This is a genomic window from Streptomyces goshikiensis (assembly GCF_014650555.1).
GTDB lineage: Bacteria > Actinomycetota > Actinomycetes > Streptomycetales > Streptomycetaceae > Streptomyces > Streptomyces goshikiensis.
In genome coordinates, this window is sequence record NZ_BMVE01000003.1 from 281,112 (window position 1) to 306,455 (window position 25,344).

At 75.0% G+C, this 25,344-nt stretch carries 22 protein-coding genes; 14 read left to right on the forward strand and 8 right to left on the reverse strand.

Annotated elements, in window-relative coordinates:
- Nucleotides 1-2: 2 nt before the first annotated feature.
- The 3 genes from IE248_RS11365 to IE248_RS11375 form a co-directional block, all read right to left on the reverse strand.
- Nucleotides 3-1,046, reverse strand: coding sequence for an alpha/beta hydrolase (locus tag IE248_RS11365; protein ID WP_190030642.1), 1,044 nt, complete (start codon nucleotides 1,044-1,046; stop codon nucleotides 3-5).
- 135 nt (nucleotides 1,047-1,181) lie between these two features.
- On the reverse strand, nucleotides 1,182-1,862 hold the full coding sequence (locus IE248_RS11370; RefSeq protein ID WP_073798604.1) for a response regulator: 681 nt from the start codon (nucleotides 1,860-1,862) through the stop codon (nucleotides 1,182-1,184).
- A complete protein-coding gene (locus IE248_RS11375) occupies nucleotides 1,859-3,208 on the reverse strand; it encodes a sensor histidine kinase (protein WP_190030643.1) in 1,350 nt (449 codons plus the stop codon). The genes IE248_RS11370 and IE248_RS11375 overlap by 4 nt, the downstream gene beginning before the upstream one ends.
- 101 nt (nucleotides 3,209-3,309) lie before the next feature.
- Here IE248_RS11375 and IE248_RS11380 point away from each other — a divergent pair, with 101 nt between their 5' ends.
- The 3 genes from IE248_RS11380 to IE248_RS11390 all read left to right on the forward strand — a co-directional run bounded on the left by IE248_RS11380 (nucleotide 3,310) and on the right by IE248_RS11390 (nucleotide 5,324).
- The gene (locus IE248_RS11380) at nucleotides 3,310-4,257 is read left to right on the forward strand and encodes an AEC family transporter (protein ID WP_190030644.1); all 948 of its coding nucleotides are present in this window, start codon (nucleotides 3,310-3,312) and stop codon (nucleotides 4,255-4,257) included.
- The gene (locus tag IE248_RS11385) at nucleotides 4,254-4,865 is read left to right on the forward strand and encodes an HXXEE domain-containing protein (protein ID WP_100580903.1); all 612 of its coding nucleotides are present in this window, start codon (nucleotides 4,254-4,256) and stop codon (nucleotides 4,863-4,865) included. Before IE248_RS11380 ends, IE248_RS11385 begins: the two co-directional genes overlap by 4 nt.
- Before the next feature lie 66 nt (nucleotides 4,866-4,931).
- Nucleotides 4,932-5,324: a hypothetical protein gene (locus IE248_RS11390; RefSeq protein ID WP_053065830.1), complete on the forward strand. Its 393-nt coding sequence runs from the start codon at nucleotides 4,932-4,934 to the stop codon at nucleotides 5,322-5,324.
- On the opposite strand, the gene IE248_RS11395 is transcribed toward IE248_RS11390, so the two are convergent.
- The 4 genes from IE248_RS11395 to IE248_RS11410 all read right to left on the reverse strand — a co-directional run bounded on the left by IE248_RS11395 (nucleotide 5,278) and on the right by IE248_RS11410 (nucleotide 10,175).
- Nucleotides 5,278-6,207, reverse strand: coding sequence for a hypothetical protein (locus tag IE248_RS11395; protein WP_073798606.1), 930 nt, complete (start codon nucleotides 6,205-6,207; stop codon nucleotides 5,278-5,280). The genes IE248_RS11390 and IE248_RS11395 overlap by 47 nt on opposite strands.
- A 62-nt stretch (nucleotides 6,208-6,269) precedes the next feature.
- Nucleotides 6,270-7,832 (reverse strand): FAD-binding oxidoreductase, encoded by a 1,563-nt coding sequence (locus tag IE248_RS11400; protein ID WP_190030645.1) that lies wholly within the window; start codon nucleotides 7,830-7,832, stop codon nucleotides 6,270-6,272.
- Nucleotides 7,833-7,999: 167 nt separating this feature from the next.
- Nucleotides 8,000-8,668 carry a class I SAM-dependent methyltransferase gene (locus IE248_RS11405; protein ID WP_100580901.1) on the reverse strand — a complete coding sequence of 223 codons (669 nt, stop codon included), beginning with the start codon at nucleotides 8,666-8,668 and terminating at the stop codon, nucleotides 8,000-8,002.
- 34 nt (nucleotides 8,669-8,702) lie between these two features.
- Nucleotides 8,703-10,175: an IucA/IucC family protein gene (locus tag IE248_RS11410; protein WP_229895295.1), complete on the reverse strand. Its 1,473-nt coding sequence runs from the start codon at nucleotides 10,173-10,175 to the stop codon at nucleotides 8,703-8,705.
- Nucleotides 10,176-10,329: 154 nt separating this feature from the next.
- Here IE248_RS11410 and IE248_RS11415 point away from each other — a divergent pair, with 154 nt between their 5' ends.
- The 6 genes from IE248_RS11415 (at nucleotide 10,330) to IE248_RS11440 (ending at nucleotide 17,550) form a co-directional block, all read left to right on the forward strand.
- Entirely contained in the window at nucleotides 10,330-11,883 is a 1,554-nt protein-coding gene (locus IE248_RS11415) for an IucA/IucC family protein (RefSeq protein WP_190030646.1), read from the forward strand.
- Between the two features lie 143 nt (nucleotides 11,884-12,026).
- The gene (locus IE248_RS11420) at nucleotides 12,027-12,764 is read left to right on the forward strand and encodes a GntR family transcriptional regulator (RefSeq protein WP_190030647.1); all 738 of its coding nucleotides are present in this window, start codon (nucleotides 12,027-12,029) and stop codon (nucleotides 12,762-12,764) included.
- Between the two features lie 74 nt (nucleotides 12,765-12,838).
- A complete protein-coding gene (locus tag IE248_RS11425) occupies nucleotides 12,839-13,408 on the forward strand; it encodes a hypothetical protein (RefSeq protein WP_100580898.1) in 570 nt (189 codons plus the stop codon).
- A gap of 100 nt (nucleotides 13,409-13,508) precedes the next feature.
- Complete coding sequence (locus IE248_RS11430) at nucleotides 13,509-14,486, forward strand: SigB/SigF/SigG family RNA polymerase sigma factor (RefSeq protein ID WP_229895256.1); 978 nt, start codon at nucleotides 13,509-13,511, stop codon at nucleotides 14,484-14,486.
- Nucleotides 14,487-14,689: 203 nt separating this feature from the next.
- Nucleotides 14,690-15,751 (forward strand): quaternary amine ABC transporter ATP-binding protein, encoded by a 1,062-nt coding sequence (locus tag IE248_RS11435; RefSeq protein ID WP_073798613.1) that lies wholly within the window; start codon nucleotides 14,690-14,692, stop codon nucleotides 15,749-15,751.
- Nucleotides 15,751-17,550, forward strand: a complete 1,800-nt coding sequence (locus tag IE248_RS11440; RefSeq protein WP_073798614.1) for an ABC transporter permease/substrate binding protein — start codon at nucleotides 15,751-15,753, stop codon at nucleotides 17,548-17,550. Before IE248_RS11435 ends, IE248_RS11440 begins: the two co-directional genes overlap by 1 nt.
- Before the next feature lie 114 nt (nucleotides 17,551-17,664).
- On the opposite strand, the gene IE248_RS11445 is transcribed toward IE248_RS11440, so the two are convergent.
- The gene (locus tag IE248_RS11445) at nucleotides 17,665-19,896 is read right to left on the reverse strand and encodes an MMPL family transporter (RefSeq protein ID WP_190030648.1); all 2,232 of its coding nucleotides are present in this window, start codon (nucleotides 19,894-19,896) and stop codon (nucleotides 17,665-17,667) included.
- Nucleotides 19,897-20,169: 273 nt separating this feature from the next.
- On the opposite strand from IE248_RS11445, the gene IE248_RS11450 reads away from it, so the two are divergent.
- From IE248_RS11450 to IE248_RS11470, 5 genes are all read left to right on the forward strand, one after another.
- Entirely contained in the window at nucleotides 20,170-21,414 is a 1,245-nt protein-coding gene (locus IE248_RS11450; RefSeq protein ID WP_229895257.1) for a sensor histidine kinase, read from the forward strand.
- The gene (locus IE248_RS11455; protein WP_107419558.1) at nucleotides 21,411-22,076 is read left to right on the forward strand and encodes a response regulator; all 666 of its coding nucleotides are present in this window, start codon (nucleotides 21,411-21,413) and stop codon (nucleotides 22,074-22,076) included. Before IE248_RS11450 ends, IE248_RS11455 begins: the two co-directional genes overlap by 4 nt.
- A 142-nt stretch (nucleotides 22,077-22,218) precedes the next feature.
- Nucleotides 22,219-22,440, forward strand: coding sequence for a hypothetical protein (locus IE248_RS11460; RefSeq protein ID WP_190030649.1), 222 nt, complete (start codon nucleotides 22,219-22,221; stop codon nucleotides 22,438-22,440).
- A 383-nt stretch (nucleotides 22,441-22,823) separates the two neighbouring features.
- On the forward strand, nucleotides 22,824-24,311 hold the full coding sequence (locus IE248_RS11465) for an APC family permease (RefSeq protein WP_047960812.1): 1,488 nt from the start codon (nucleotides 22,824-22,826) through the stop codon (nucleotides 24,309-24,311).
- A 20-nt stretch (nucleotides 24,312-24,331) separates the two neighbouring features.
- Complete coding sequence (locus IE248_RS11470; RefSeq protein WP_008744162.1) at nucleotides 24,332-25,300, forward strand: hypothetical protein; 969 nt, start codon at nucleotides 24,332-24,334, stop codon at nucleotides 25,298-25,300.
- Nucleotides 25,301-25,344: the final 44 nt, after the last annotated feature.

Here is a 25,344-nt window from a genome sequence, read left to right on the forward strand (position 1 = left end):
GCTCACCGGGCCTCCCCCTTCGCGATCGCGGCGAAGGCGGCCAGGGACCGGGTGCCGGGCGTGAAGTAGCCGGTGTGCCCCTTGACGTCGGAGGCGGGCACCCGGCGCGCCCCGAACGCGGCGGAGGCGGGGTCGGCGCCGTGGCCGAACCCGGCGAACGACACGTTCGGCACGTCCGCGATCCAGTCGGAGGGCCCCCGGGCGGCCCACAGCCGGGCGCGCGTCCCGAGACCGGCGACATCGTCGGCGCGCATCCCGGGAGAGCCGAGGACGACGATGTCCGAGGCGTCCGTGTGCCGGGCCGCGAGCCCGCAGACCACCGAGCCGTAGCTGTGGCAGAGCAGCACCGGGTCGGGAGCACCGACCGCGTCGAGCCCGTCGGTGAAGCGGGCCAGCCGCTTGGCGCCGGCCGCCGCGAGCCGCCCGCCGGCCGCGTCCGGGCCGACCCCGACCGGGGTGGTGTAGCCGGTCCAGGCCACCACGGTGGTGTCCCCGCCGGCCTCGGCGCGCAGCGACCGGGCCATCCCGGCCGCGCCGGTGTACGGCGAACGCTTCGCGTCGTACGTGAGGGCGTCGCTGTCCGAACCCGGCACGATCACCGCGACGTGCGCGGCCCGCTCCAGGTCCCCGAACACCTCGGCGACCTGGCCCCGGCCGCGCGGGTCGAACGCCAGGATCCGCCGGCCGCCGGCCGCGAGGGAGGCGTACCGCGCGTCGCCGGTGGCGGCGACGGAGATCCGGTTGGCCTCGTACCGCAGCGACAGCGGCGCCCCGTCCAGGTTGCCCACCACCAGCGGGTGGAGGCGGACCAGTTCCCGCCGGTCCGCATCGTCGAGCCCGGCGAAGAACCGGGCGACCTCCTGCGGCGTGGCGCCCGCCGGATCGGGCAACGGCCGTCCGGACGCGGTGTCGGCCCGCCAAGCGGCGGTGCCCGGCGGGGGACCGGTGACCGCCCGCAGGCCCTCCCCGGCGGCCCAGCCCGCGGTCCCCGCCACCACCGTCACCGCCAGTGCGGCCGTGACCAGCGTCCTTGCGAAGCGGCCCATGCCCCTTCTCCTCTCCCTCGTGACGAGGGAGAAGGTAGGAAGCGGGTGTCCCGCGCCACGTCGGACCGGGGAGCCAAGTCGCGGGTCATACCCAGGTAGGGGGTGGAGGAGAGAGCGGCGGGCCGGCCGCCGGGATCAGGCGCTGTCGCCCGGGCGCACCAGCCCCGCCTCGTACGCGAAGATCACCGCCTGCGCCCGGTCCCGCAGGCCGAGCTTGGCCAGCACCCGCCCGATGTGCGTCTTCACCGTCTGTTCCGCCACCACCAGGAACGCGGCGATCTCCTGGTTCGACAGCCCGCGCGCGATCAGCTCCAGCACCTCGGTCTCCCGGGGGGTCAGCCCCTTCAGGCGCAGCGCAGGGTCCTTGCGCGGCGCCGGCCGCTGCTGGACGAAGTCGGCGATCAGCCGCCGGGTCACCGAGGGCGCCAGCAGCGCCTCGCCCGAGGCCACCACCCGGACCGCCGCGATCAGGTCGGCCGGCGGGGCGTCCTTGAGGAGGAACCCGGAGGCGCCGGCGCGCAGCGCCTCGTACACGTAGTCGTCGATGTCGAAGGTGGTGAGCATCAGCACCTTCGGCAGGTGCGTCACGCCCGGCGGCGGGCCGAGGATCTCGCGGGCCGCCGCGAGCCCGTCCATCTCGGGCATGCGTACGTCCATCAGCACCACGTCGGGGTGGACCGTACGGGCGACCCGCACCCCCTCCCGCCCGTCGGGCGCCTCGCCCACCACATCGATGTCGGCCTGCGCCGAGAGCAGGGCGGCGAACCCCGCCCGCACCATGGCCTGGTCGTCGACGATGATCACGCGGATGGTCAACTGGCTTCCCTGTCTGGCTGTTCGGGCTGGGCCGGACCGCCGGGCCCGCCCGGCTCCCTCAGGGGCAGCCGGGCGGCGACCCGGAAGCCGCCGTCGGGCAGCGGACCGGTGTCCAGCGTCCCGCCCGTCAACCGTACGCGCTCGCGCATCCCCACCAGACCGTGCCCCGTGCCCGAACCCTCCAGCGCCGTCACGGCGTCCCGCGCCGGGCCGTTGACCACCAGGACGAGCACCTCGTCCGCGTGCAGGGTCACCGAGACGTTCGTCCGCGCGCCGGGCGCGTGCCGCACCACGTTCGCCAGGGCCTCCTGCACGATCCGGTACGCCGACAGGTCCACCGCCGGCGGCAGCGCCTCGGCGGCGCCCGCCGCCAGGGACAGCCCCACCGGCTGCCCCGCCCGTACGGTCGCCTCCACCAGCTGCTGCACCCGGCCGAGCCCCGGCTGCGGGGCCAGCTCGCCGCCCGGCCCGTCCCCGTTGCCGCGCAGCACCGTCAGCAGCCGCCGCATCTCGCCCAGCGACTCGCGGGCGCTCGCCGCGATCGCCTCGAACTCCTCGCGCACCGGATCCGGCATCCCGGGCAGCCGGTACGGCGCGGAATCCGCCTGCACCGTGATCACCGACATGTGGTGCGCCACCACGTCGTGCAACTCCCGCGCGATCCGCGCCCGTTCCTCCAGCAGCGTGCGCCGCGCCCGCTCGCCCTCGCTGATGCTCTCCTGCTCGGCGATCCGCTGCTGCGCGTCACCGAGCCCGCGCACCGCGCCCGTCAGCGCCAGCACGACCCCGCTCAGCACGAACAGCAGCGCCACGGTGGTCATCACGCCGCCGGGCTGGAAGAACCCCAGCGCCGTCCCGACCGCGCCGGTCACCAGCCACACCCCGACCAGGGTCCGGATCGACTCGCGCAGCCCCAGGCAGGCCATCAGCGCCAGGTACCCGACGATGACCATCGGCGTCCACGGCCAGGCGTGCCCGGCCACCTGGTCGGCGCGGACCAGCACCAGCGCACCCAGGGTGTCCGCCAGCAGGACCAGACCCCAGGAGGCCAGCGGCCGCGTCACCGCCAGCAGCAGCGGCACCGTCTGGGCCACCCCCAGCGCGCCGGCCCAGCCGCCGCCCGCCTTGTAGTCGTTGGTCAGCACCGCGATGGTCGTGGGCAGCAGCGCGGCGGTGAAGGCGCCCATCAGCAGGTACGGCAGCATCCGCTGCCACGCCCTGGGCGCGCGCGCGAACAGCGGCTCCGCCGCCCGCGCGGGCGTGCGCACCACCCCCCACAGCCGGTTCGTCGCGCGCGGCTCCCGCGCGGGCGGGGCGGGGGCTGGGGTACGGGCTCGGTCGCTCATGATCGGTCCAGCCTATGCGGGACCGATCCCCGGGCAAGGGTGGCGGGGCGTGCGGATAGGCTGCTCGCGGTCAGGCCGATCACGGGGGAGAGCCGGTACGCATGGGCGGGGCAGCCGCACTCGAAAAGCTGGTGCCGGTGCTGCTGGCCTTCGGCGGCGGGGCGCTCCTCGCGCGCCGCAAGATCGTCCCCGCCGAGGCCTCCAAGGCCTTCGCCGACTACGCCTTCCTCTTCGCCGTCCCCTGCTACCTCTTCGGCAACATCTACACCAGCGACCTCGGCGCCCTCTTCAACTGGCGGGCGATCGGCGGGTACGCGGCCGCCGCCGCCCTCGCGGTGCTCGCCATCGCCGTGGCCGCCACCGCCCGAGGGATACGGGAGCCGCGCGCCGTCGCGCTGCGCGTGATGGCCGGAGTGCAGGTGAACACCGCCTACTTCGCCGTCCCCGTGTTCATCACCGTGTTCGGGACGGCCGCCCCGATCTTCCCGGTGCTGCTCTTCCAGGTCTGCGTACTGTCCCTGGTCGTCATCTCCATCATGGAACTCGGCCGCGCCGGGCCGGGCACGGGCGGCCCCGGCTCCCGGCTCGGGCGGGCCGTCGGAGCCTCCCTCGCCACCCCGCTGGTGCTCGCCTGCAACGCCGGGATCCTGCTCAACCTGCTGTCGGTACGGGTTCCCGCGGTGGTGCTGGACGGGGCCGCGTTCGTCGGCGACAGCGCCTCCCCGGTCGCCCTGTTCGCCCTCGGCCTCCACCTGGGCGGACAGGGCCTGGACCTGCGGGGCACCTCGCGCGAGGAGCTGGCCCTGATCGCCTTCAAGTGCCTGGGCTTCCCGCTGCTCGCCTGGGTGGTGTGCGGGGCGCTGTTCGACGTACCGGGGCAGTGGCTCGCGTACCTCGTGCTGATCGCGGCGATGCCGACCCCGCAGAACCTGTTCGTCTTCGCCCAGCGCTACGACGTGGGCGTGGACCTCTCCGCCTCGCTCGTGATCAAGTCCTCGGTGGTTTCCCTGCTGTTGCTGCCCCTCTGGCTGCATACGGTGGCCTCATGACCGACTCGAACACACGGGTGGCCGCCGCCGGCCCCGCCGCCTCCGCCGCCCCCGACTCCTTGGCCGGACCCGCCGCCCTGGCCGCCCTCGCCCCCGCGACGCTGGGCCTGCTGGCCGCCTGGGCCGTGCACGACCTGGAGGAGGTGGCCGCCATGACGCGCTGGTCCCGCACCCGGGTCCCCGTCCTGCGCGCGCGCCACCCGCGCGTCCCCGACGGGGTCTGGCGGCGGCTCGAAGCCATGAACTCCCGCGAGTTCGCCGCGGCCGTCGGCGTCATGGGCGTCGTGGTCGCCGCTGCCGCCGCCGACGGGTACCGCACCGGCGGCCGCTCCGCCTTCTACCAGAGCGCCCTGGACGGCTTCGGCCTGCACGGCCTCGTCCACCTCGCGCAGGCCGCCGTCACCCGCGGCTACACCCCGGGCGTGGTGACCTCACCGCTGGTCGTCGTCCCGTTCACCCTCTGGGCCCGCGGCCGGCTGCGCCGCGCCGGGGTGCTGCGGCCGACCCGGCCCCGTGACCTGGCGCGGGGGCTGGGCCTGGCCGCCGCGGCCACCGTCGCCTCCCACACCGTGGCCCGGCGGATCCGGCGCGCCCCGGCCGCGCCGTAGCGGCGGACGCCGGGAAGGGACCGGCCACCGGTCGTTCCCCCGGCGGGTTCCGCTCGTTGACCCGGCATGGAGCTGCCGACCACCGCGGCGCCCGGCGTCGGTGAACGGGCCGACGCCGCGGCCGATGCCGCCTGCCACCTCTACGATGCCGTCGCCCCCTGGCGCGCCCGCGAGCCCGGGGGGTGGAGCCGCACCGCCGCCGAGGACGCCGCCGAGGCGATCGAGACCACCGCGCACGCCCTCGCGCGCGTCCACCCGCGCGCGGAGGTCATCCTGGCCCCCGTCCACGCCGCCCTCGCCGACCTGCGCCGTCAGCTCGCGCTGGCGCCGCCGGACGCGCTGACCGCCGACGGGCTCCCGGCGACCCCGCGCACCGTGGGCAACCCGCGCCGGACCCGGCGGGTCCGGGCGGTCACGCTCCCCGAGCCCCGGCCACGGCGGTCTCGTACAACTTCCTGATCTCCTTGCCGAAGTAGGAGCTGTACGAGGTGTCGGGCGTGGTCCCGCCGGTCTTCCAGCCGCCGATGACCCCGACCACCTCCCCGGTCCCCGTCTGCGGGTCGTAGTGCGCGAGGAACGGGCCGCCACTGGTCCCGCCCGGGTACCCGGTGCAGTCGATCCGCAGGAACGATCCCGGGATGCCGGGGTCGGTGCTGGTGAACTTCGTCGTCCGGTTGTGGCACCGGCGCGGGCGCGCCGACGTCGCCGGATAGCCGATCAGCTCGACCCGCGCATGCGTGTAAGTGGCCCCGGTGACCAGCCGGTTCGCGCCGACGACGTCCTGCACCCGCCAGCCCTCGGCGTCCGGACCCACCTGCGCGAAGGCCGCGTCCACGGTCGCTGCCCGGTCCGGCCCCTCGCGCGGGTAGCGCGGGTCGATCCACACCTTGGGGCGCCCGTTCGTACCCCGCAGCACCGGGAACATGCCGTACGGCCGCGGCTTCGCCCGCGTGTACCGCGGTACGAAGGCCACCTGGCGGGAGTCGGGGCCGAGCAGGCAGTGCGCGGCGCTCAGCACCAGGTCGTGGCCGGGGGAGGCGACCACGCTCGCGGTGCAGAAGTACGCGCCGCCGCCCTGCATGACGAACATCCGCCCGACGACCGGGATGCCGTCGAAGTTTTCGCCGATGCCGGCCTTGGCCGCGCGGGTCCCGGGCACCCCGGGGGTGACGGGCTCGGCCGACGCCATCCGCTCCGGCGTCCAGAACGCCTCGGCCTCCCGGGCGGACCAGCCGTCGGCGGCCCGCGCCGTCCCGGAGCCGTCGGCCCCGGCCACCGGCAGTGGCCCGCCGAGCAGCATCAGCGCGGCGGTGGCCACCGCCACCGTCAACGTGCGTCGCATTCGTGGAGCTCCCATCGTCTTCGTCGCGGACGTGACCTGTCAGAAGGCCCCGGACCGGCTGCCTAGATGGCCTGGGGGAAGCGGAAGAGCCTGCCGGGGTCGTAGGTGCGCCGGACCGCTTCGAGCCGGGGCAGGTTCGGGCCGTGGCAGGCCTCGCGCCAGCCGGCGAGCGCGGGGTCGGCGTAGTTCTGGTACGCGCTGCCGCTCGCCCAGGGGCGCAGGTCGCGCCAGAGCCCGTCGAGCCACGCCCGGTGCCGGGCGACCTCGGCGGGCGGCGCGGACGGGGGCCAGTAGACGAGGTACTGGGCCAGGAAGGCGCTGTCGCGGTGCGCGAACGCGGTGGCACCGACCGGCACCCGGTTCAGGGCTCCGCCGCACACCCCGTCGAACTGGACGACCCCGGTCCCGCCGCGCGGGACGGCCCCCGAATAGCGCCGGACGCCGTCCAGGACGGCCTCGACCGCCGCCCGCGGCAGCCCGTCGCCGGCCCAGAAGTCGGAGCGGGCCGCGTAGGAGTCCCGCCCGAGCCGCCCCCGCGGGTCGCGGCCGGGCAGGACCCCGGGCAGCCGGCACTCGGCGCCGCCGCGGTCCAGGCAGCCGGCCAGGGCCCGCAGGGTGTCCCCGTGGCCGCGCACGTCGATCCGGGCGTCCCGGGGCTCCGCGCCCACCAGCTCGGAGAGCCGGGCCAACCGCGCCTCCAGCTCGCCGCGCCCGCCGTCCAGGCACACCACGCGGACGACGGGTACGGCCGGCCCGGCCGCCGGACCGCCCTCGACGACGAACTCGACCTGGCTCCAGAACGGGTCCGGCAGCCCGGCCAGCCAGCGCTGCCAGCCGGTCAGTACGGCCGCGGAATCGCCGCCTGGCCAGTGCAGTTCGGCGACCGCGCAGTCCCCGACGGGGTGCGTACGGAAGCGGAATTCGGTCACCACCCCGAAGTTCCCGCCGCCAGCCCCGCGCAGCGCCCAGAACAGCTCCGGATCCCCGTCGGGGCCGACCTCGCGCACGATCCCGTCCGGGGTGACCACCCGCGCCCCCGTGAGCCGGTCGGCGGTGGTCCCGTACGCCCGCGCGGACAGCCCGAGGCCGCCGCCGAGGGTGAGCCCCGCGATCCCGACGGAGGGGCACAGCCCGGTCGGGAGGCCCAGACCGCGCCCGGCGAGCGCCGCGCCCACGTCACCGAGGCGGGCCCCCGCGCCGACCCGTACGCCGGAGCCCTCGACGCTCACACCGGCCATCGCCCCGGTGTCGACGACCAGTCCGGCCTCCCGGGTCGACCAGCCGGCGTAGCTGTGCCCGCCGCCGCGCGGGACCACCGGTACGGCGGAGCGGCGCGCGAAGTCCAGGCAGACGGCCACGTCCCCGGCGTGCGCGGGGTAGGCCACGGCGGCGGGTGCGACGGAGTCGTAGCGGGGCTGGAACAGCTGCCGGGCCTCGGCGTAGTCGCGGTCGCCGGGGCGGACCAGCCGCCCGTCCAGCGCGGCCGCCAGCGCACCGAAGTCCGCGCCGGACCCCCGTCCCCGGCGCGGGCTCCGGCCGCCGCCCCCGCCCGGCGCGGCCGCCCCGACGGTGGCGAGGGCGGCCCCGGCGGCGCTGGCGAGGACCTGGCGGCGGTGGAGGCTCATCCCCCTTTCCTGCCACCGCCCGGCCCGATCGCCGCGAAGGCGGGCCCACAGCTCCCGGGTTGCCCCCCGAACGGCCCACCCCGGGACACCGCACGGGGCCCACGGCGCGGCGGACGCCGGGAGCCGCGCGGGACGCCGGGTGCCGACGGGCCGGGGCCGGGGCGGGTCTACCCGGTGGGTTTGCGGACCAGCAGGAAGCCCTGCGGGGACTTCTCGTCGGGGCCGGGCTCCCGGACCAGCCGGGCCACCTCCGCCAGGCCCGCCGCGGCCAGCAGCCCGGCGATCAGGGCGGGCGGGGTCCGGTACACGTCGAGCTCGACCGGGTGGCCGTACGCGTGTTCCAGCCGGGTCCGCGCGTCACCCGCCTTGAAGGCCACCAGGGCGTACCCGCCCGGCGCCAGCACCCGCGCGAACTCCTCGAACAGCGCCGGCAGTTCCCCCGGCGGGGTGTGGACGGTGGAGTACCAGGCCAGGACCCCGCCCAGCACCCCGTCCGCGATGTCCAGCGCGGCCATCGACCCCACCTCGAACCGCAGCCCCGGGTAGCTCCGCCGGGCCACCGCCACCATCGCCGGGGAGAGGTCGACGCCGAAGGCCCGTACCCCGAGGGCGTCCAGGTGGGCCGTCACCCGGCCCGGACCACAGCCCACGTCGGCCACGGCCCTGCCCCCGGAGCCGGCCGCCGCGCCCTCGCCGCGCACGCACTCGGCGAACGCGGCCAGCATCGCCCGGTCCAGCGGCTTGCGGGCCAGCTCGGCGCCGAGCAGGCGGGCGTAGTCCACGGCGACGGCGTCGTAGGACGCCCGTACGGCATTGAGGTACGAGGTGTCGGTCATCCCCTCGACAGTAGCCCGCCCGGGGCCGCCCGGCTCACCCCCCGGCCAGCGGGCTGGGCAGCTGCGTCCACTGGTCGCCCGGCACACCCGGGCTCAGCCGCATCAGGGTCAGCGCCTTGGTGGGCAGGGGCTCCGTCAGCAGCGCCCCGGAGTCGGCGGTGGGGGCGAGACCCGCCACCGCGGCGCCGAGGTCCTCGGCGAGCGCGGCCGCCGAGCCGGCCGTGGCCCCGAGCGCCCCGGCCACCAGCGACCCGAACAGCTTGCGCCGCAGCACGGTCACGTCGTCGGTGATCAGCCGGCCGGACACCGGCGGCACCGGCAGCCCGTGCCGGGCGAGCCGGGCCGGGCTGATCCGGATGTCGGCGAGGTCGCGGTAGACCAGCCGGAGCGGCGCCCCGGCGGGGGAGAGCACCACGAGCAGGTTCTGGCCGTGGGCCTCCAGGGCCACGCCGAGGTCCAGCACCCGCAGGCACACCGTCAGCGCCAGCCGGGCGAACTCGGCCCGCCAGGCGGCGGAGCGGGCGAGCCCGGTGGCGGTCAGCGCCGCCACCGGGACGACCCGCTCGCCCGCGGCGGTGTCCGCGTACCGCTCCGGCGGCTCGCGCAGTACGGCGGCCAGGTCCGGGCTGTGCGCGGTGGCGGCGCCCAGGGTGCGTGTGATGTGCAGCCGCCCGTCGAGCCGCGCGGCCAGCGCCTCCGCGAAGGCGGAGACGGCGGCCGCCGTCTCGACGGAGTAGACGGAGATGTCCCGTACGGAGGAGGTCAGCCGGGTGCTCAGCGCGGTCTTCACGTGCGCGCCGCCCGCCACCGGTGCCAGGGTCCGCAGCGACATCAGCGGATGCGCCGCGAACCCGGAGTACTGGACGCCCTCCCCCTTGAGCACGTGAGCGGCCTGCCACGGGTGCACCGGGATCAGGATCCGCCCGGCGCCCCGCAGCTCCTGCGGCCACCCCTCCGTGACCAGGCACTCCCCGGGACGTACGGCGACCAGCCCGAGCTCGACGACCGGCCGGTGCTCCGGCGCGTACGCGAGCTGCTCGGCCACCGAGAACCCGGGCCGGGAGCGGCAGTTGGGGTGGTACGGATGGCCGTCGACCACCCGCTGCTCCCACCCCCAGGTGTGCGGGGGATCCGGCTCCGGCGCGGCCGGCTGGGTGGCTCGGGACAGCGCGAGCGAGGCCGTGCTCTCGTCGAGCTCGGCCGCGAACTCCTCGCCGTGCGCCACGTTCAGCGCCGCCATCAGCCGCGCGGCCTGCCGGTACGGCCGCCCGTCGAGGCGCAGCTCCGTGACGTGGTCCCCGGTCGCGTATGGATCCGGAAGCGGCCCCTCCAGCCGTCCGCCCCCGGCCGGCCGCACCACCAGGGAGCCGGCCGAGCGCTCCCGGCCGGCCACCCACGGCAGCGGTTCGAAGGCCAGCGCCCGCCAGAGCCGGCCCAGTACGGCCGCCCGGGCGCCGGGCAGGGCCGCGCCGTACGCGGATCCGAGCCCGGGCCGTACGCCGGCCAGCGCGGCGGCGACGGCCTCCTCGGCCGGGGAGCCGGGCGGGCGGGGCGAGGCGGGCGGGGCGGGCGAGCCGGGCGGGGCGGGGACGTGCGCGCTGCGGTCCAGGGTCCTGGTCCTCTCTTCATTGCTTTACCCGATGATCGGTGATGATCACCGAATGGATCGAATGGAACCGGCGGACCTCAACGCCGCCGCCGACGCGTACGCCGCGGCCCCCCTGCTGAACTGCCTGCTCAGGGAGGCGGCCGAGCCGGCCGGCGAGCCCGGCGTCCACCGGCTGCGCGGCAGCGGGCGGTTGCTCCGGGTGAGCGGCGGGCGCCGCCCCGCGCACCCCGAACTGCTGACGGCGCAGGGCTGGCACCCGCTCGGCGGGGCCGAGCTGGTCAAGGTGGTCTCGGACGAACTGCTGCGGTACACCGGGGTCTCCAACGACGAGCTGCCCTCCGAGATCGCCGACAGCCGCGACGCCGTGGCCGCCCTGCTGGCCGCCCGGGCGCACGCGCGCCCCCCGGCCGACCCGTACCTGCTCTCGGAGCAGTCCCTCGTGATGGGGCACCCGCACCACCCCGCCCCCAAGGCCCGGGGAGGGGCGCCGGCCGCGAGCTGGCTCCCGTACGCCCCCGAGGCCCACGCCCGCTTCCCGCTGGTCTTCCTCGGGCTGCGCGAGGACCAGCTGGCCGAGGAGGGCGGCCCGGCCGCCGCCGGGGCGCTCGACTCCCTCGCCGACTCCCTCGACGGGCCGCGCGCGCCCGCCGGGTACCGGCTGCTGCCCGCGCACCCCTGGCAGCTGGAGCTGGTCGGCGCCCGGCGCGAGGTGCGCGAGGCCTTCGCCGACGGGCGGCTGCTGCGGCTCGGTCCCTCGCGGCTCCCGGCGTGGCCCACCGCCGCGATCCGGACCCTGTACGTCCCCGATGCCGCCACCGACCTGTTCGTGAAGTTCAGCCTCGACGTCCGGATCACCAACGACGTGCGCCGGCTGTGGCGGCACGACCTGCAAAGGCTCCGGCGCACCGACGGCGCGGTCGAGGCGGGCTTCGACGAGCTGCGCCGCTCCGGGTCGAACGCGGCCTGGCTCGCCGACCGGGGGTACCGCACCGCGGCCTTCGCCTTCGAGGAACTCGCCGTCCTGGTCCGCGACGGGCTGCGCGCCCGGGTCGAACCGGGGGCCGTGGCGCTGCTGGCCGCCGCGCTCGCGGAGGGCTTCCCGGGCAGTCCGCTGGCCCCGGCCCGCACCGTCGACCCGGTCGCCTGGTGGCGGGCGTACCTGCGCCATGTGGTGCCCCCTGTGCTGGAACTCTTCGCCCGGCACGGGATCGTGCTGGAGGCGCACCTCCAGAACACCCTGGTCGCGGTCGACGCCGAGGGCATGCCGGTGCAGGCCCTCTTCCGCGATGCGGAGGGGGTGAAACTCCCGGGGGACCTGTCGCGTGCGGCGGCCTGGCAGCGGCTGGTGTACTGCCTGGTCGTCAACCACCTGGCGGAGGTGGGGGGAGCGCTCGCCGAGCGGTATCCGGACATGGTGGCGAGCGTGTGGCCGGCCGTCCGCGCGGAGTTCCGGCGCTACGACGCGGAGCGCGGCGGACTCCCCGAGATCGCGGAACTGCTCGCCGGCCCGGCCCTGCCGGCCAAGACGAACCTGCTGCTGCGCTGGACCCGGGCGGACGGCGCGGACGCGCGCTACCTGCCGCTCCCGAATCCGCTGCGGGAGTAGCCGGCGGCGGGAACGGCCCGCGGCGGGAGGGATTTTGGCCAAGGTGCGGGGGTGCCCGGCCGTTCGGTGCCAACAGGTATAGACCAATGCTAGGTTGGTCGGGCAGACCGCGCAGTCCTTGACCACCCGTCAGAGGAGAAGCCATGCCCTCCCCTTCGCGGAGCGGCGGCCCGGCCGCCACGCCCAAGTACCAGCGGATCGCCGCAGCGCTGCGGCGCGAACTGGACCGCGCCGCGTACGCCCCCGGCGGCAGACTGCCCTCCGAGCGGACCCTGGCCGCCCGCTACCAGGTCAACCGGCAGACCATCCGGGCCGCCCTCCAGCAACTGCGCCAGGACGGCCTCGTCGTCACCGGCCGCCGGGGCACCCGCCCGGCGGCCCCGGCCCCGGCGCCCTTCCCGTCCCCGCCCCGGAGCAGCCTCGCGCTGGTCACCGCGCCGCCCTCGCTGGCGGCCCTGCTCGGCATGCGCGCCGGGGAGCGCACCCTCGTCCACCACCGCCGCGAACTCGGCCCGGCGGGGGAGACCCTGCAGCACGCGGTCACGTACCTCTGCCCGGAGCTGGTCGCCCGCACCCCCGAGCTGGCGGGGTACCGCGACCGGACGGCGGCCGGCGTCCGTGACGAGGACCTCGGGCCGCTGCACCGCTGGCTGGAGGAGAGCGCGGCGAACGCCCGGATCGCCGAGACCCTCACGATGACCCGGACCCGGCACCCGCACACCACGGCCCCCGCCGCCTGCGGACTCACCGTCCGGCGCACCCTGCACGACGGCGCGGGGCGCCTGATCGCCCTCACCGATCTGGTGTTCCCCTCCTGGGACCGGCTCACCATCCACCGCGACCGGGCCGCCACCGGGTTCCGCGTCACCCAGGACCACTGACAACACCGCTCCCCGGCGGGGCCCTTGGATAGGGTGGCGCGACGGTTTTCCGGCGGTGGACGAGGGTGAAGAGCATGACGAAGACACGACGCGGCCCGATCCGGGCGGCCGTGCCGCTCATTCCGGCGGCCGCCCTGGCCGCCCTGGCCGTCCTGGTGACGGGATGCGGCGCGGACGCGGACCGCGACGGCGACGGCAGACCGGAATCGGCGGGCCGGGCCGCCCTCGCCGCCGACGCGGGCACCGGGGCGACCCCGGACAAGGCGCGGATCGCGGAGAACGTGAAGTCCGCCCTGGAGGTGAGGATCTCCACGGGCGAGGGCCGGTTCGGCAGCGGCACCCACTCCCCGTGCGCGAGCTCCTCGCCGAAGGTGTTCACCGAGGAGTGCGGCGAGGCGGCCGACTACACCCGGGAGGCCGCCCGCTTCGCCCTCGACGAGATCGACGGCCGCTCGGGCTTCGCCACCCTCGGCACCACCGCCCGCAAACTGGACAAGGCGGCCGCCACCTACCGCGACCTCGGCTGCGCCAAGAACCCGGCCGCCGCGGACGCCCGCAAGGCCTGCCTGGATCCGGCGGCCGTCGTCGCCCAGGGCTTCTCGGACCTGCGGGACGGAGCCAACCTGGGCCTCGCGGGAAAGTAGCGTAAATCACACGATCTTTGACGTATTCGCCGGAAGGGTCCACCATCAACGGCAGTCAAGGTCCCGCGCCGCAAGCCGACCAGCCCAAGGAGCGAACCCCATGCCGGCCCCTGTCCAGCCCACCCGTACCGCCGACCCCGTCCATACCGCCGACCCCACTGACCCCACTGATACCGCCGACCCGGCGCGCACCACCCCCCTCCTGCCCCGTCCCCGCCGCCCGTACACCGAGGCCGCCGGGATCGCGGACCTGCCCCGCATCGACGAACCCCGCGAGGTGGCCCCCGCCGACGCGAGGGAGCTGTCGAGGGTCTTCTTCCTGCGGCTCCGCGAACTGACCGAGGGCACTCCGGAGCACCAGTACGTCCGCAACACCCTCATCGAGATGAACGCCTCACTCGTCCAGTACGCCGTGCGCCGCTTCCGGTCCCGGTGTGACGGAGGCGACATCGAGGACGTCGTCCAGGTCGGCACCATCGGCCTGATCAAGGCCATCGACCGGTTCGACCCGTCCCGCGAGAACGAGTTCTCCACCCTCGCCATGCCGTACATCACAGGCGAGATCAAGCGGCACTTCCGCGACACCTCCTGGGCCGTCCGCGTCCCGCGCCGCCTCCAGGAGCTCCGCATCGACATCGCGAAGGCGAAGGAGGAGCTGACCGTCCGGCTCGACCGCTCGCCGACCGTCACCGACCTCGCCGGGCACCTCGGCCTCACGGACGAAGAGGTCGTCGAGGGACTGGTCGCCGCCAACGGCCACACCAGCGGCTCCCTCGACGCCCCGCACTCCGACCACGGCGACGGCCCCACCACGGGGCACACCCTCGCCGACGTGATGGGCGAGGAAGAGCCCGCCCTGGCGCTGGTCGAGGACGTCCAGGCCTTGGCTCCGCTGCTGGAACGGCTCAGCGAGCGCGAGCGCAGCATGCTGCGGATGCGCTTCGGCGAGGAGCTCACCCAGGCCCAGATCGGCACCGCCCTCGGCATCTCCCAGATGCAGGTCTCGCGGCTGCTGAACCGGATCCTGGCCCATCTGCGCGCCTCCCTGCTGGCGGAGCCGGAGCCCGAGACCTCGTAGCCCTCCGGCCCGCGCGCCGACGTGAGGTGGCTCACCTTGGTGTTTGCGCCGGTTAAGTGCGGGCACCCGGGTCCGTGGAGCGGACCCTCCCCCCGGCCCCACACGGCCGGCGAGAGGGACGGGCGGATCCCGTGCCGCTCCACGGGCCGCCCGGCCCCCGAGGCCGGGCGCGCGCCGTACCAGGTACGACCCGCGAGGTGTATGTGTCCACGCTCCAGGCCGAGCACGTGTACAAGGTGTTCGGCAGACACCCCGACGAGGCGGCGGCCGCCGTCCGCACGCTCCAGGGCGGCGCGGACCGCGAGGAACTGCGCGCCGAGGGAACCACGGCCGCCGTCATCGACGCCTCCTTCAGCGTCGAGCCCGGCCAGATCTTCGTCGTCATGGGTCTGTCCGGATCCGGGAAGTCCACGCTGCTGCGCATGCTCAACGGACTGCTGGAGCCCACCGCGGGGCGCATCCTCTTCGACGGCCAGGACCTCACCGCGCTCAGCCCGCGTGAGCTGCGCCACGTACGCTCCACCAAGATCAGCATGGTGTTCCAGCACTTCGCGCTGTTCCCGCACCGCGACGTCCTGGACAACGCCGCCTACGGCCTGGAGGTCCAGGGTGTCCCCCGGGCCGAGCGCGAACGGCGCGCCACCGAGGCGCTGGAGCTGTGCGGGCTCGGCGGCTGGGAGAAGTCCTGGCCCGACGAGCTCTCCGGCGGCATGCAGCAGCGCGTCGGCTTGGCCCGCGCGCTGGCCACGGACGCCGACCTGCTCCTGATGGACGAGTCCTTCAGCGCCCTCGACCCGCTGATCCGACGCGACATGCAGGACCAGCTGCTCGAACTCCAGAGGCGCCTGAAGAAGACCATCGTCTTCATCACCCACGACCTCAACGAGGCCATGCGCCTCGGCGACGGCATCGCCGTCATGCGCGACGGCCGCATCGTCCAGCAGGGCACCGCCGAGGACATCCTGACGCGCCCCGCCGACGACTACGTCGCCTCCTTCATCCAGGACGTCGACCGCTCCCGGGTCCTGACGGCCGACGCCGTCATGGAGGACTCGGACCCGGCCGCGGAGGCCTGCGACTGCCCCACCGTCAGCGCCGACACCCCGCTCGCCGACCTGTGCGCGGTCAGCGCCCGCGTCCCGCACGCGGTCGCGGTCACCGCCGAGGACGGCTCCGTCATCGGCTCGGTGCCCCAGGACCGCCTCATCGCCTTCATCGGTGACGAACAACGTCCCCCGATGTACTGCGCGGAGGTGGCCGCCTGATGCCCCGCCTTCCCCTCGGCTCCTGGGTCGACACCGGAGTCGAATTCCTCCAGCGCCACCTGTCCTGGCTGTTCGACGCCATCAGCACGGTCGTCACCGGCCTCTACGACGGCATCGACGCCGTCCTGTCCGCCCCCGCACCGCTGCTGCTCGCGGGCATCCTCGCCGTCGCCGCCTGGTGGCTGCGCGGACTGCTGGCCGCCCTGCTCGCCATGGCCGGGTTCGCCCTCGTGGACTCCATCGGCTTGTGGGACGAGGCGATGTCGACGCTGTCGCTGGTGCTCGTCGCGACCCTGATCACCCTGGTGATCTCGGTCCCGCTCGGCATCTGGGCGTCCCGCTCCGACCGGGTCAGCGCCGTACTGCGGCCCGTCCTGGACTTCATGCAGACCATGCCGGCCATGGTCTACCTGATCCCCGGCATCATCTTCTTCGGGGTCGGCGTGGTGCCCGGCATCATCGCGACCATCATCTTCTCGCTGCCGCCCGGCGTACGGATGACCGAGCTCGGCATCCGCCAGGTCGACGGCGAACTCGTCGAGGCCGCCGACGCCTTCGGCACCACCCCGCGCGACACCCTGGTCCGCGTCCAGCTCCCGCTGGCCCTGCCCACGATCATGGCGGGCGTCAACCAGGTCATCATGCTCGGCCTGTCCATGGTCGTCATCGCCGGCATGGTCGGCGGCGGCGGTCTCGGCGGCGCCGTCTACAAGGCCATCGGCAACGTGGACATCGGCCTCGGTTTCGAGGCGGGCATCTCCATCGTCATCCTGGCCATGTACCTGGACCGGATGACCGGCGCGCTCGGCCGGCAGGTCTCCCCGCTCGGCCGCCGCGCCCTCGCCAAGGTCCGGGCCGGCGCGAGCGGCGTCGCCAAGGTGTGGAACCACCGGCCCCAGCCGGCGTACGCCATCGCCGGAGCCGTCGTCCTCGCGCTCGTCGCGGGCGGCCTGAGCACCTTCGGGCCCGGCTCCGGATCCGGTGAGACCAAGGCCGGCGGCGTCGCCGACATCGGCAAGGGCCGCAAGATCAGCCTCGGCTACATCCCCTGGGACGAGGGCGTCGCCTCCACCTTCCTGTGGAAGGAGCTCCTGGAGCGCCGCGGCTTCGAGGTCGACGCACGCCAGCTGGAACTCGGCGCGCTCTTCACCGGGCTCGCGGGCGGACAGATCGACTTCCAGACCGACTCGTGGCTGCCCGTCACCCACGCCCAGTACTGGGAGAAGTACGGGAACAAGCTGGACGACCTCGGCTCCTGGTACGGCTCGACCTCCATCGAGCTGTCCGTGCCCTCGTACATGAAGGACGTGAAGTCCCTCGCCGACCTCAAGGGCAAGGGCTCGCAGTTCAAGGGCCGGATCATCGGCATCGAGCCCAGCGCCGGCGCGATGGGCCTCCTCAAGGACAAGGTGCTGCCCGCCTACGGGCTCGACGGCGAGTACAAGGTCGTCGACGGTTCGACCCCCGGCATGCTCGCCGAGCTCAAGCGGGCGTACGACAAGCACGAGCCCGTCGCGGTCGTGCTGTGGTCCCCGCACTGGGCCTACGCCTCGTACGACCTGCACAAGCTCCAAGACCCCAAGGGCTCCTGGGGCAAGGGCGACGGCATCCACACCCTCGCCCGCAAGGGCTTCGCCAAGGACGAGCCGGAGGTGGCCAAGTGGCTGCGCTCCTTCAAGCTGAGCGAGGCCCAGCTGACCGGCCTGGAGGCGAAGATCCAGGAGAGCGGCAAGGGCAAGGAGCAGCAGGCGGTCCGCGCCTGGCTCGCCGAGCACCCCGAGGTCGCCAAGATGGCGTGAGCGTGAGCAGGACGGAGTGAGCGCCCGAGGCGCGCACCCACACGCCGGCGCCGGCGCGCGGAGGGACCCTACGGTCCTCCGCGCGCCGGCGCTTTCGCGTGTCCGGCCGGTCCCTCAGCCCACCGGCAGGTGCCGCCCCGCGCCGGCGTCGTCGCGGTGCCGGGCCGTCCCGGCGCCGTCGGCGCCGTCGGTGGCGACGGGGGGCCGCGGCCGCACCGGCCACCAGATCGACCGGCCCAGCAGCGCGGCCAGCGCCGGTACCAGCACGATCGACAGGACGAACGCGGACAGCAGGATCCCGAGCGCCGTCGCGAAGCCGATCTCCTGGGTGCCCGGGGCAGGGTTGACGGCCAGGCTCCCGAACGAGGCGGCCAGCACCAGACCCGCCGTCGCGATGGCCGGCGCGGTGTGCCGTACCGCGCGGGCCACGGCCGCCCGGGCCGGACCGGGCCGCTCCATCTCCTCCCGTATCCGGTCGCTGATCAGGATGTTGTAGTCGGTGCCCAGCGCGACCACGAACAGGAACAGCACCAGCGGCAGCGTGAAGTTCACCCCCGGCCGGTCCAGCAGGTTCTGGGAGACCAGCGCCGAGGCGCCGAGGGTCGCGGCGAAGCCCAGCCCGACGGAGACCATCAGGACCAGCGGCGCGAGCAGACTGCGCAGCAGCAGGAGCAGGATCAGCGAGATGAGCCCGGCGGCCACCGGGAAGACCACCTTGAGGTCGTCGGAGACGGCGGAGGAGATGTCGGCGAAGAGCGCCGCCGTGCCCCCCACGTGGACCTCGGTGCCCTCGGGCCGGTGCGCGGCCACCGTCTCCCGCACCGGCCCGGAGACCAGGTCGCGGGCCTGCTGGCCCTGCGGATCGGCGGTCAGGAACAGGTCGATGCGGGCCGCCCGGCCGTCCCCGCTGGGTACGGCCGGGGCGACCTGGCCGACCCCGTCGACCGCCGCCAGCGCCTTCGACAGCGCGCCCAGCCCCTGTGCGTCCACGCCGCCGCCGTCGGCCGCGGTGACGAACACGGTGGTCGGCTCCGACACCCCGGCGGGCAGGGCGCGCGAGATCTCGGCCGCCGTCCGCGCCGCCGCCGTGCGCTCGTCGCCCGGACCGCCCTGCCCGTAGTCCACCCGCATCCCCGCCAGGCCCGCCGCCAGCGCGCCGAGCAGGGCCAGCGAGGCGAGCACCATGGTCACCGGGCGGGTCGCCACCCGGCGGCCCGCCCGCCCGGCCATCCCCTCGCGGGGCTCGCGGCGCAGGGCGCGCGAGGGCCAGAACATCCTCCGCCCGGTAACGGCCAGCAGCGCCGGCATCAGGGTGAGACTGCCCAGCAGCATCACCAGGACGGACACCGCGATCGCCGGGCCGAGCACCCGGAACTGACCGAACGTCGCCACCCCGAGCGTGGAGAACGCGGCGACGATCGTCAGCGCCGCGGAGGTGACCGCCGTACCCACCCGGCCCGCGACCTCGGCCGCCGCCTCGCGCCCGCTCTGCCCGGGCAGGGAGCGCAGCTGCTCACGGAAGCGGAACAGCAGGAAGAGGAAGTAGTCGATGCCGATCCCGATCAGCACCACGCCGATCAACTGCGGTGTCGAGGAGTCGAGCTGGATGCCGGTGAGCAGGGAGGCGCCGACCACCACACCGGAGGCGGCGCCGCCGATCACCGACACCACCAGCAGCGGCAGCAGCGCCGCCAGGAAGCTGCGGAACACCAGGACGTGCAGCAGCACGATCACGGCGAGCATTGCCGCACCGACGATCCGGGACCGCGTCTTCTCGGCGTCGGCGGTGTCCACGGTGGCCGCGAGCCCGGAGGTGAACCCGGTCCGCAGACCGGCCCCGGCGAACTCGGCCCGGGTGTTGTCCCGGAAGGCCCGGTACAGGTCCTGCATCCCGGGGTCCTGCGGGTTGCCGGTCAGTTCCACCGCCAGCAGCCTGAAGCTCCGGTCCGGGGCCGTCATCGCCGGGCTGACCCGGGGGACCTGCGTGCGGTCCTGCGTGAAGGGCGGCGTCTGACCGGTCTTCGGCATCACCACCTCGCGGCGGCCCAGCTCCGCGGCCACGGCGTCGATCCGCCGCTCGTCGGAGGCGGACAGCTCCGCGCCGTCCGCCCGCGCCACCAGCACGGTCAGCGGGTTGGCGTCGGGCTTGGCGCCGAAGTGCTCCTCGGCGACCTTCAGCGCGGCCGCGGAATCGTAGGTGGCGGGCAGGAACTCGCCCGTACTGGGCTGTGTGGCGCGGAAGACGAGCGCCTGGCCGAGGACGGCCGCGGCGATACCCAGCACCGCCCACAGGGCGATGACCTTCCACGGACTTCGGGTGGCGAAGCCGGTCAGGGCGCGGATCACAGGGTCCTCCGTAACTCGAACGACCGGGGAACTCCCGGACGTTCTCCAGCTCATCAGCGGCCGCACCCCGAAACGTCGTGGTCAGGGAGGAAGCCGCACCCGGGACCGGGGTCCGGCGCACTCCCCGGACCAGGACCTCAGTCCTGGTCCGGCCTCCGCCTCCGGGCCCTCGCGCGCCGGGGAGCCGTTGCGAGAATGGACCCCGTACGTACGTGACCTGCGGCTGCTCCGGTTCGGAACCGGCGGGCCGGCGACGGAGGGGGACCGGCGGGCATGCCGATGCGCAGCGAGGACCGGACCGGCACGACCGGCCGGGAGGGGGCGCGGGCCCCGGGCCGCCGGACCCGCTGGGACCGGGTGCGCGAGCCGGCCTTCGCGTGGACGCGCAGTGACGCGCTCCTGGCCATCGGAACCGCCGCGAACGACCTGATCGGCTTCTCGCTCGGCGCCACGGAGGACGGCCGGCCCCTCACCGTGTCCGCCGTGGTCCTCGTGGTCCTCGGCGGGGCCTGTGTACTGGGCCGCCGGGCCAGACCGGTGACGGTGCTCTGCGCCGTCCTCGCCCTGGGCGTGGCGCTGAACCTGACCACGCCGCAGGGTACGCACTTCTCCGCCGCCTTCGCCGTCGCGCTGTACACCGTGACCCGGCTGCGCGGCCCGGCGGTCACGGCGGCGGCCGCCCTGGCGACCGTGCCGCTGACGTTGATCAGCGGGGGCCACGGCGAGGTGTCCGTACTCACCGGCGTCCTCAGCAACACGGTGGCGGTCCTCCTCGTCGTCGGCACCGGACTGCTGGTGCGGCGCTGGCAGCAGGAGGCCGAGGCCCGGCGCACCCTGCTGGCCGACCGGGCCGTGGCCGAGGAACGCCGCCGGATCGCCCGGGAGCTGCACGACATCGTGGCCCACCACATCACCACCATGCAGCTGATGGCCGGCGGCGCCCGGGCCAACCTCGCGCACGACCCCGAGGCGGCCCGCGAGGCCCTGGTCACCCTGGAGGGCTCCGGGCGGATGGCGCTCGGCGAGATGCGCCAGCTCCTCGACGTACTGCGGGCCGGAGAGGAACCGGAGCCGGTGCCCCCGGAGCCACAGCCCGGGGCGGGGGACCTCGGCCGGATCATCACGGAGTCCCGGCTGGCCGGGACGCCGACCGAGTTCACCGTCCACGGGGCGGCCCGCCCGCTGCCGCCGACCGTCGGGCTCACGGTGTTCCGGATCGTCCAGGAGGCCCTGACCAACGCCCGCAAGCACGCCGGGGGCGCGCGGGCCCACGTACGGCTGACGTACCGGCCGGAGGGAGTGGACGTGGAGGTGCGGGACGACGGCGCCGGTGCCCGGCCCGGACCCGCGCGGCCGGCCGCCGGCAGCGGGTACGGTCTGATCGGAATGCGGGAACGCGTCGCCCTGCAAGGCGGCACCCTGGAGGCCGGCGCCTGCGACGGCGGCGGGTTCAGGGTGGCGGCCGTGCTTCCGGCGGGCGCGGTCCCGGGGGGACGGGGAGGGGAACGACGCGGATGATCCGTGTGCTGATAGCCGACGACCAGCCGCTGGTACGGCGGGGCCTGGCCCTGATCCTGGCGCCCGACCCGGCGTTCGAGGTGGTCGGCGAGGCCGAGGACGGGGCCCGGGCCGTCGCCCTGGCCCACGAGCTGCGGCCCGACGTCGTCGTCATGGACATCCGGATGCCGGTCCTCGACGGGGTCAGGGCGACCGAGGAACTGGCGCGCACGCTGCCCGACTCCCGCGTCCTGGCCCTCAGCACCTTCGACATGGACGAGTACGTGGTCGCCGCCCTGCGCGCCGGCGCCTACGGTTTCCTCCCCAAGGACGTCTCCCCGGAGGAGCTCATCGCCGGGGTCCACACCGTCCACACCGGCGAGGCCGCGGTCGCGCCCCGGCTGCTCACCCGGCTGATCTCCGCCTACGTACGGGCCCCCGCCCGGCCGCGCCCGGTGACGGCGGCCCCGGCCGGCCTCACCCCGCGCGAGCTGGAGATCTGGCGGCTGCTGGCCGCCGGGTTCGACAACGCGGAGATCGCCTCGGACCTGGACATCAGCGTGTCCACGGTCAAGAACCACATCACCGGCATCTTCGCCAAACTGGGCGTCCGCGACCGCGCCCAGGCGGTCATCGCGGCCTACGAATCGGGCCTGGTGACGGCCGGCCACGGGAGCGGTTGATCACCAAGTGCCCGCAGAGGACCGGAATCGCCCTGGCGACCGCACCTCTGACCAGCCGGAACACTGGACGATTCGCCCGTGCGCGGCGGGTCCCGCCCATGGCACAGTCTCAGCAGCACAACCCCCGGACCAGGGAGCACCCATGCGCGATCCGCAGTCCACGCCGCGGCTGACGGCCGCCCCGGACCACGCGCCGGCGCCGAGCCCGCTGCCCCGCTGCCCGGTCTGCGCGCGCCTGCCGGAACGCATCTCCTGGCGCCAGCGCCCGGGCCGCCCCGTGCTCCTGGTCTTCGACCCCTGCGGCCACCGCCACACCTCCCCGGCCCCGCCGATCCTCGCGGTCACCCTGCCGGGCAGCCCGTAGGCGGCGGGGGAACGCCCGCGAATCCTCGGCACATTGATGAAAGTTGCATTGAATCGAATATCAATGTCCGCTCTGACATCCAGGATCCGCACCAGGGCTCTTGCGCTTCCCGCGCGGCTTCGGCAGGATCTGGCACCTGCCTCTCCACCCGGACGCGTGAACCGCCGCCGGGTCGGCTCTGCAAGGGCCCGGAACGCCACAGCGATGCCGCCCAGTTGCCGATCCACCCCATCCCCGCCCCCACCAGCCGCGCCCCGCCCCACCCAGCCGTGCCACCGCCGAGCAGTGCGGCCCCGCGCCGCGCACCGCCTTGCCTCGCCTTGCCCGCGGGCGGCCGGCCGTACGGTACGGGGCCGCCGGCATCCCTAGGAAAGGCGTCACCGTTGAGCAAGCACGTTGGTGCCGGGGGAGGCCTACGGGCCGACGCCCTGGGCCGGTTCGACTCCGTCGTCATGGCGGTCGCGGGCTGCGGTCCCGCCTACACCATCGCCGTCACCCTCCCGGCGCTGATAGCCGCCGTCGGCGTCGCCGGCCCCGCCGTCCTCCTGTACTGCGCGATCCCCATGGCGGGCATCGCCCTCGCCTTCCGCCACCTCGGCCGCCTCGACCCCAACGCGGGCGCCGCCTACGCCTGGGTCGGCAGATCCCTGCACCCCTTCCTCGGCTTCCTCAGCGGCTGGGCGGTCGTCGTCTCCACCACCGTCTTCATGGCCTCCAGCGCCCTGCCGGCGGGCAGTGCCACGCTCGCCCTCCTCGGCCTCGACACGAGCGGCTCCACCCTCCTGCCCACCGCGATCGGAGCGCTCTGGTTCCTGCTCGTGGCCGGCGTGGTCATGTTCGGTGCCCGGATCAGCGCCCACGCCCAGACCCTCATCACCGGCGCGCAGCTGGTCCTGCTCGTGGTCTTCGCCGTCGCCGCGATGGCCAAGGACGGCAACGCGGCCGACTTCTCCCTCTCCTGGTTCGGCTTCAGCCACTTCGGCAGCGAACACACCTTCGTCGGCGGCGCCCTGATCGCCGTCTTCGCCTACTGGGGCTGGGACGTGACGAGCAACCTGGGCGAGGAGACCCGCGGCGGCCGCCGCGGCTCGGGATTCGGGGGCGTGATCGGCGTCCTCATGGTCTTCGCCCTGTTCACCGTGTTCACCATCTCCGTCAACATCCTCATCGGGACCGATGCCGTCCGCCGCGCCCCCGGCGATTTCCTGACCGTCCTCGGCGACGCCATCTGGCCCGGCTGGGGCGGCCGCCTGCTCGTCCTCGCCGTCCTGCTCTCCACGGTCGCCACCCTGAACACCTCGCTCATCCAGGCCACCCGCACCCTCTTCGCGATGGGCCGCGACCGCACCCTCCCCCCGGCGTTCGGCCGCCTCCACCCCCGCCGCCAGACCCCCTGGACCGCCACCGCCGTCGTCGCGGCCGTCGCCCTGGTCTTCACCGCCGCCGTCACCCTCGGCTCCGGCGCGGGACTGCTCGCCGACGCCCTCAGCGGCATCGGCCTCCAGATCGCGTTCTACTACAGCCTCACCGCGTTCTCCGCCGTAGTGGTCCACCGCAAGACGCTGTTCACCTCCGCGGGCAGTTTCCTCCTCGTCGGAGCGTGGCCGCTGTGCGGAGGACTGTTCATGCTGTGGATCCTGGCCCAGTCGGTGACCGAACTGAACGCCGCCGCCCTCACCATCGGCCTCGGTACCCTCGCCCTGGGCACCGTGCCCATGCTGGTGTCCTGGTTCCGCGGCAGGTCGTACTTCCAGCCGAGCCCCCTCGACCCCCAGCGGGCCCAGGACGTCGACGAGTCCTACGGCGTGACGGGCCACGACCCCACCCGCGCCGCCGCCGGCCGACCGGACGAACTGCTCACCGACTTCTGACCGGAGGAAGGTCCCGTCCCATGGCCTGGAAGCGCCGCCGCTCCGCGGCAGCACCGCAGTACGACCCCGCGTTCACCGACGGCGCCCTCTCCGAGGCCTGCCAGGACATCGCCGCCGGGCGCTGGCAGGGCCCCCGCGACCTCCTCGCCGCCGGAGCCGCCCACGACTGGGACCGGCGCACCCACCGGATCCGGCTGCTCGCCAACGCCGCCGCCGACAAACGGGTCGTGGAGGCCTGGCAGGCCTCCGAACCCCACAGCCTCGACGCCGTCGTCCTGCGCGCCGACACCGAGGTGATGCGGATGTTCGCCGTCGCCCGCGGCGGGACCATACCCGTGCGGGACCTCCTGGACCACACCGCCCGGATCTGCCTGCGCGCCTGCGAGGCCGCGCCCGCGGACCCCCACCCCTGGCTGTCGCTGATCACCCTGGCGCGGCTGTACGAAGGCGGGCACGCCTCCATGGGGCGATGGTGGCAGGAGCTCCGCGCCCGCGACCCGTACCACCGCGAGGGCCACCACCAGGGGCTGCGCTACATGTCCGCCCGCTGGCACGGCTCGCACGGCCAGGCGTACAACTTCGCGCGGGACTCCGCGGCCGCCGCCCCGCCCGGCTCCGCCCTCGCCGTCCTCCCGCAGGTCGCCCGGGCCGAACAGTTCCGCCACCGGGTGGAGGCCGAGGGCCGGGCCGGCCTCGACCTCCTGCACCACTGGAGCGGGGACGCGGCCCGCTGGGACCTGCGGACCACCATGGAGCGGTGGCTCGGCGCCCGCACCGTCCCGGCGGCCCAGGACGTCGCCGACCTCAACTGCCTGGCCCACGGCCTCGTCCACGCGGGCATGCTCCCCGAGGCGGCCCACGTCTTCGGGCTCCTCGACGGCCGCGCCACGCGCGTGCCCTGGTCGTACACGGGCGACGCCGAGGAGCAGTACGTCCGCTGGCGCGAACGGGCCGCCGCGGCGGTGGCCGAAACCCCCGGGACCCGGTGATCACGCAGCTCAGCGCCCCTTGATAGCCTCCGCCCGCAGAGTTG

Excerpts from the sequence above, each read along its gene's own strand:
- IE248_RS11425 (WP_100580898.1), top strand. The coding sequence starts at position 12,839 with ATGACGAAGACACGACGCGGCCCGATCCGGGCGGCCGTGCCGCTCATT.
- IE248_RS11365 (WP_190030642.1), bottom strand. The coding sequence starts at position 1,046 with ATGGGCCGCTTCGCAAGGACGCTGGTCACGGCCGCACTGGCGGTGACG.
- IE248_RS11390 (WP_053065830.1), top strand. The coding sequence starts at position 4,932 with ATGGAGCTGCCGACCACCGCGGCGCCCGGCGTCGGTGAACGGGCCGAC.
- IE248_RS11440 (WP_073798614.1), top strand. The coding sequence starts at position 15,751 with ATGCCCCGCCTTCCCCTCGGCTCCTGGGTCGACACCGGAGTCGAATTC.
- IE248_RS11415 (WP_190030646.1), top strand. The coding sequence starts at position 10,330 with ATGGATCGAATGGAACCGGCGGACCTCAACGCCGCCGCCGACGCGTAC.
- IE248_RS11395 (WP_073798606.1), bottom strand. The coding sequence starts at position 6,207 with ATGCGACGCACGTTGACGGTGGCGGTGGCCACCGCCGCGCTGATGCTG.
- IE248_RS11460 (WP_190030649.1), top strand. The coding sequence starts at position 22,219 with ATGCGCGATCCGCAGTCCACGCCGCGGCTGACGGCCGCCCCGGACCAC.
- IE248_RS11375 (WP_190030643.1), bottom strand. The coding sequence starts at position 3,208 with ATGAGCGACCGAGCCCGTACCCCAGCCCCCGCCCCGCCCGCGCGGGAG.
- IE248_RS11430 (WP_229895256.1), top strand. The coding sequence starts at position 13,509 with ATGCCGGCCCCTGTCCAGCCCACCCGTACCGCCGACCCCGTCCATACC.
- IE248_RS11450 (WP_229895257.1), top strand. The coding sequence starts at position 20,170 with ATGCCGATGCGCAGCGAGGACCGGACCGGCACGACCGGCCGGGAGGGG.
- IE248_RS11405 (WP_100580901.1), bottom strand. The coding sequence starts at position 8,668 with ATGACCGACACCTCGTACCTCAATGCCGTACGGGCGTCCTACGACGCC.
- IE248_RS11455 (WP_107419558.1), top strand. The coding sequence starts at position 21,411 with ATGATCCGTGTGCTGATAGCCGACGACCAGCCGCTGGTACGGCGGGGC.
- IE248_RS11400 (WP_190030645.1), bottom strand. The coding sequence starts at position 7,832 with ATGAGCCTCCACCGCCGCCAGGTCCTCGCCAGCGCCGCCGGGGCCGCC.
- IE248_RS11470 (WP_008744162.1), top strand. The coding sequence starts at position 24,332 with ATGGCCTGGAAGCGCCGCCGCTCCGCGGCAGCACCGCAGTACGACCCC.
- IE248_RS11420 (WP_190030647.1), top strand. The coding sequence starts at position 12,027 with ATGCCCTCCCCTTCGCGGAGCGGCGGCCCGGCCGCCACGCCCAAGTAC.
- IE248_RS11380 (WP_190030644.1), top strand. The coding sequence starts at position 3,310 with ATGGGCGGGGCAGCCGCACTCGAAAAGCTGGTGCCGGTGCTGCTGGCC.
- IE248_RS11385 (WP_100580903.1), top strand. The coding sequence starts at position 4,254 with ATGACCGACTCGAACACACGGGTGGCCGCCGCCGGCCCCGCCGCCTCC.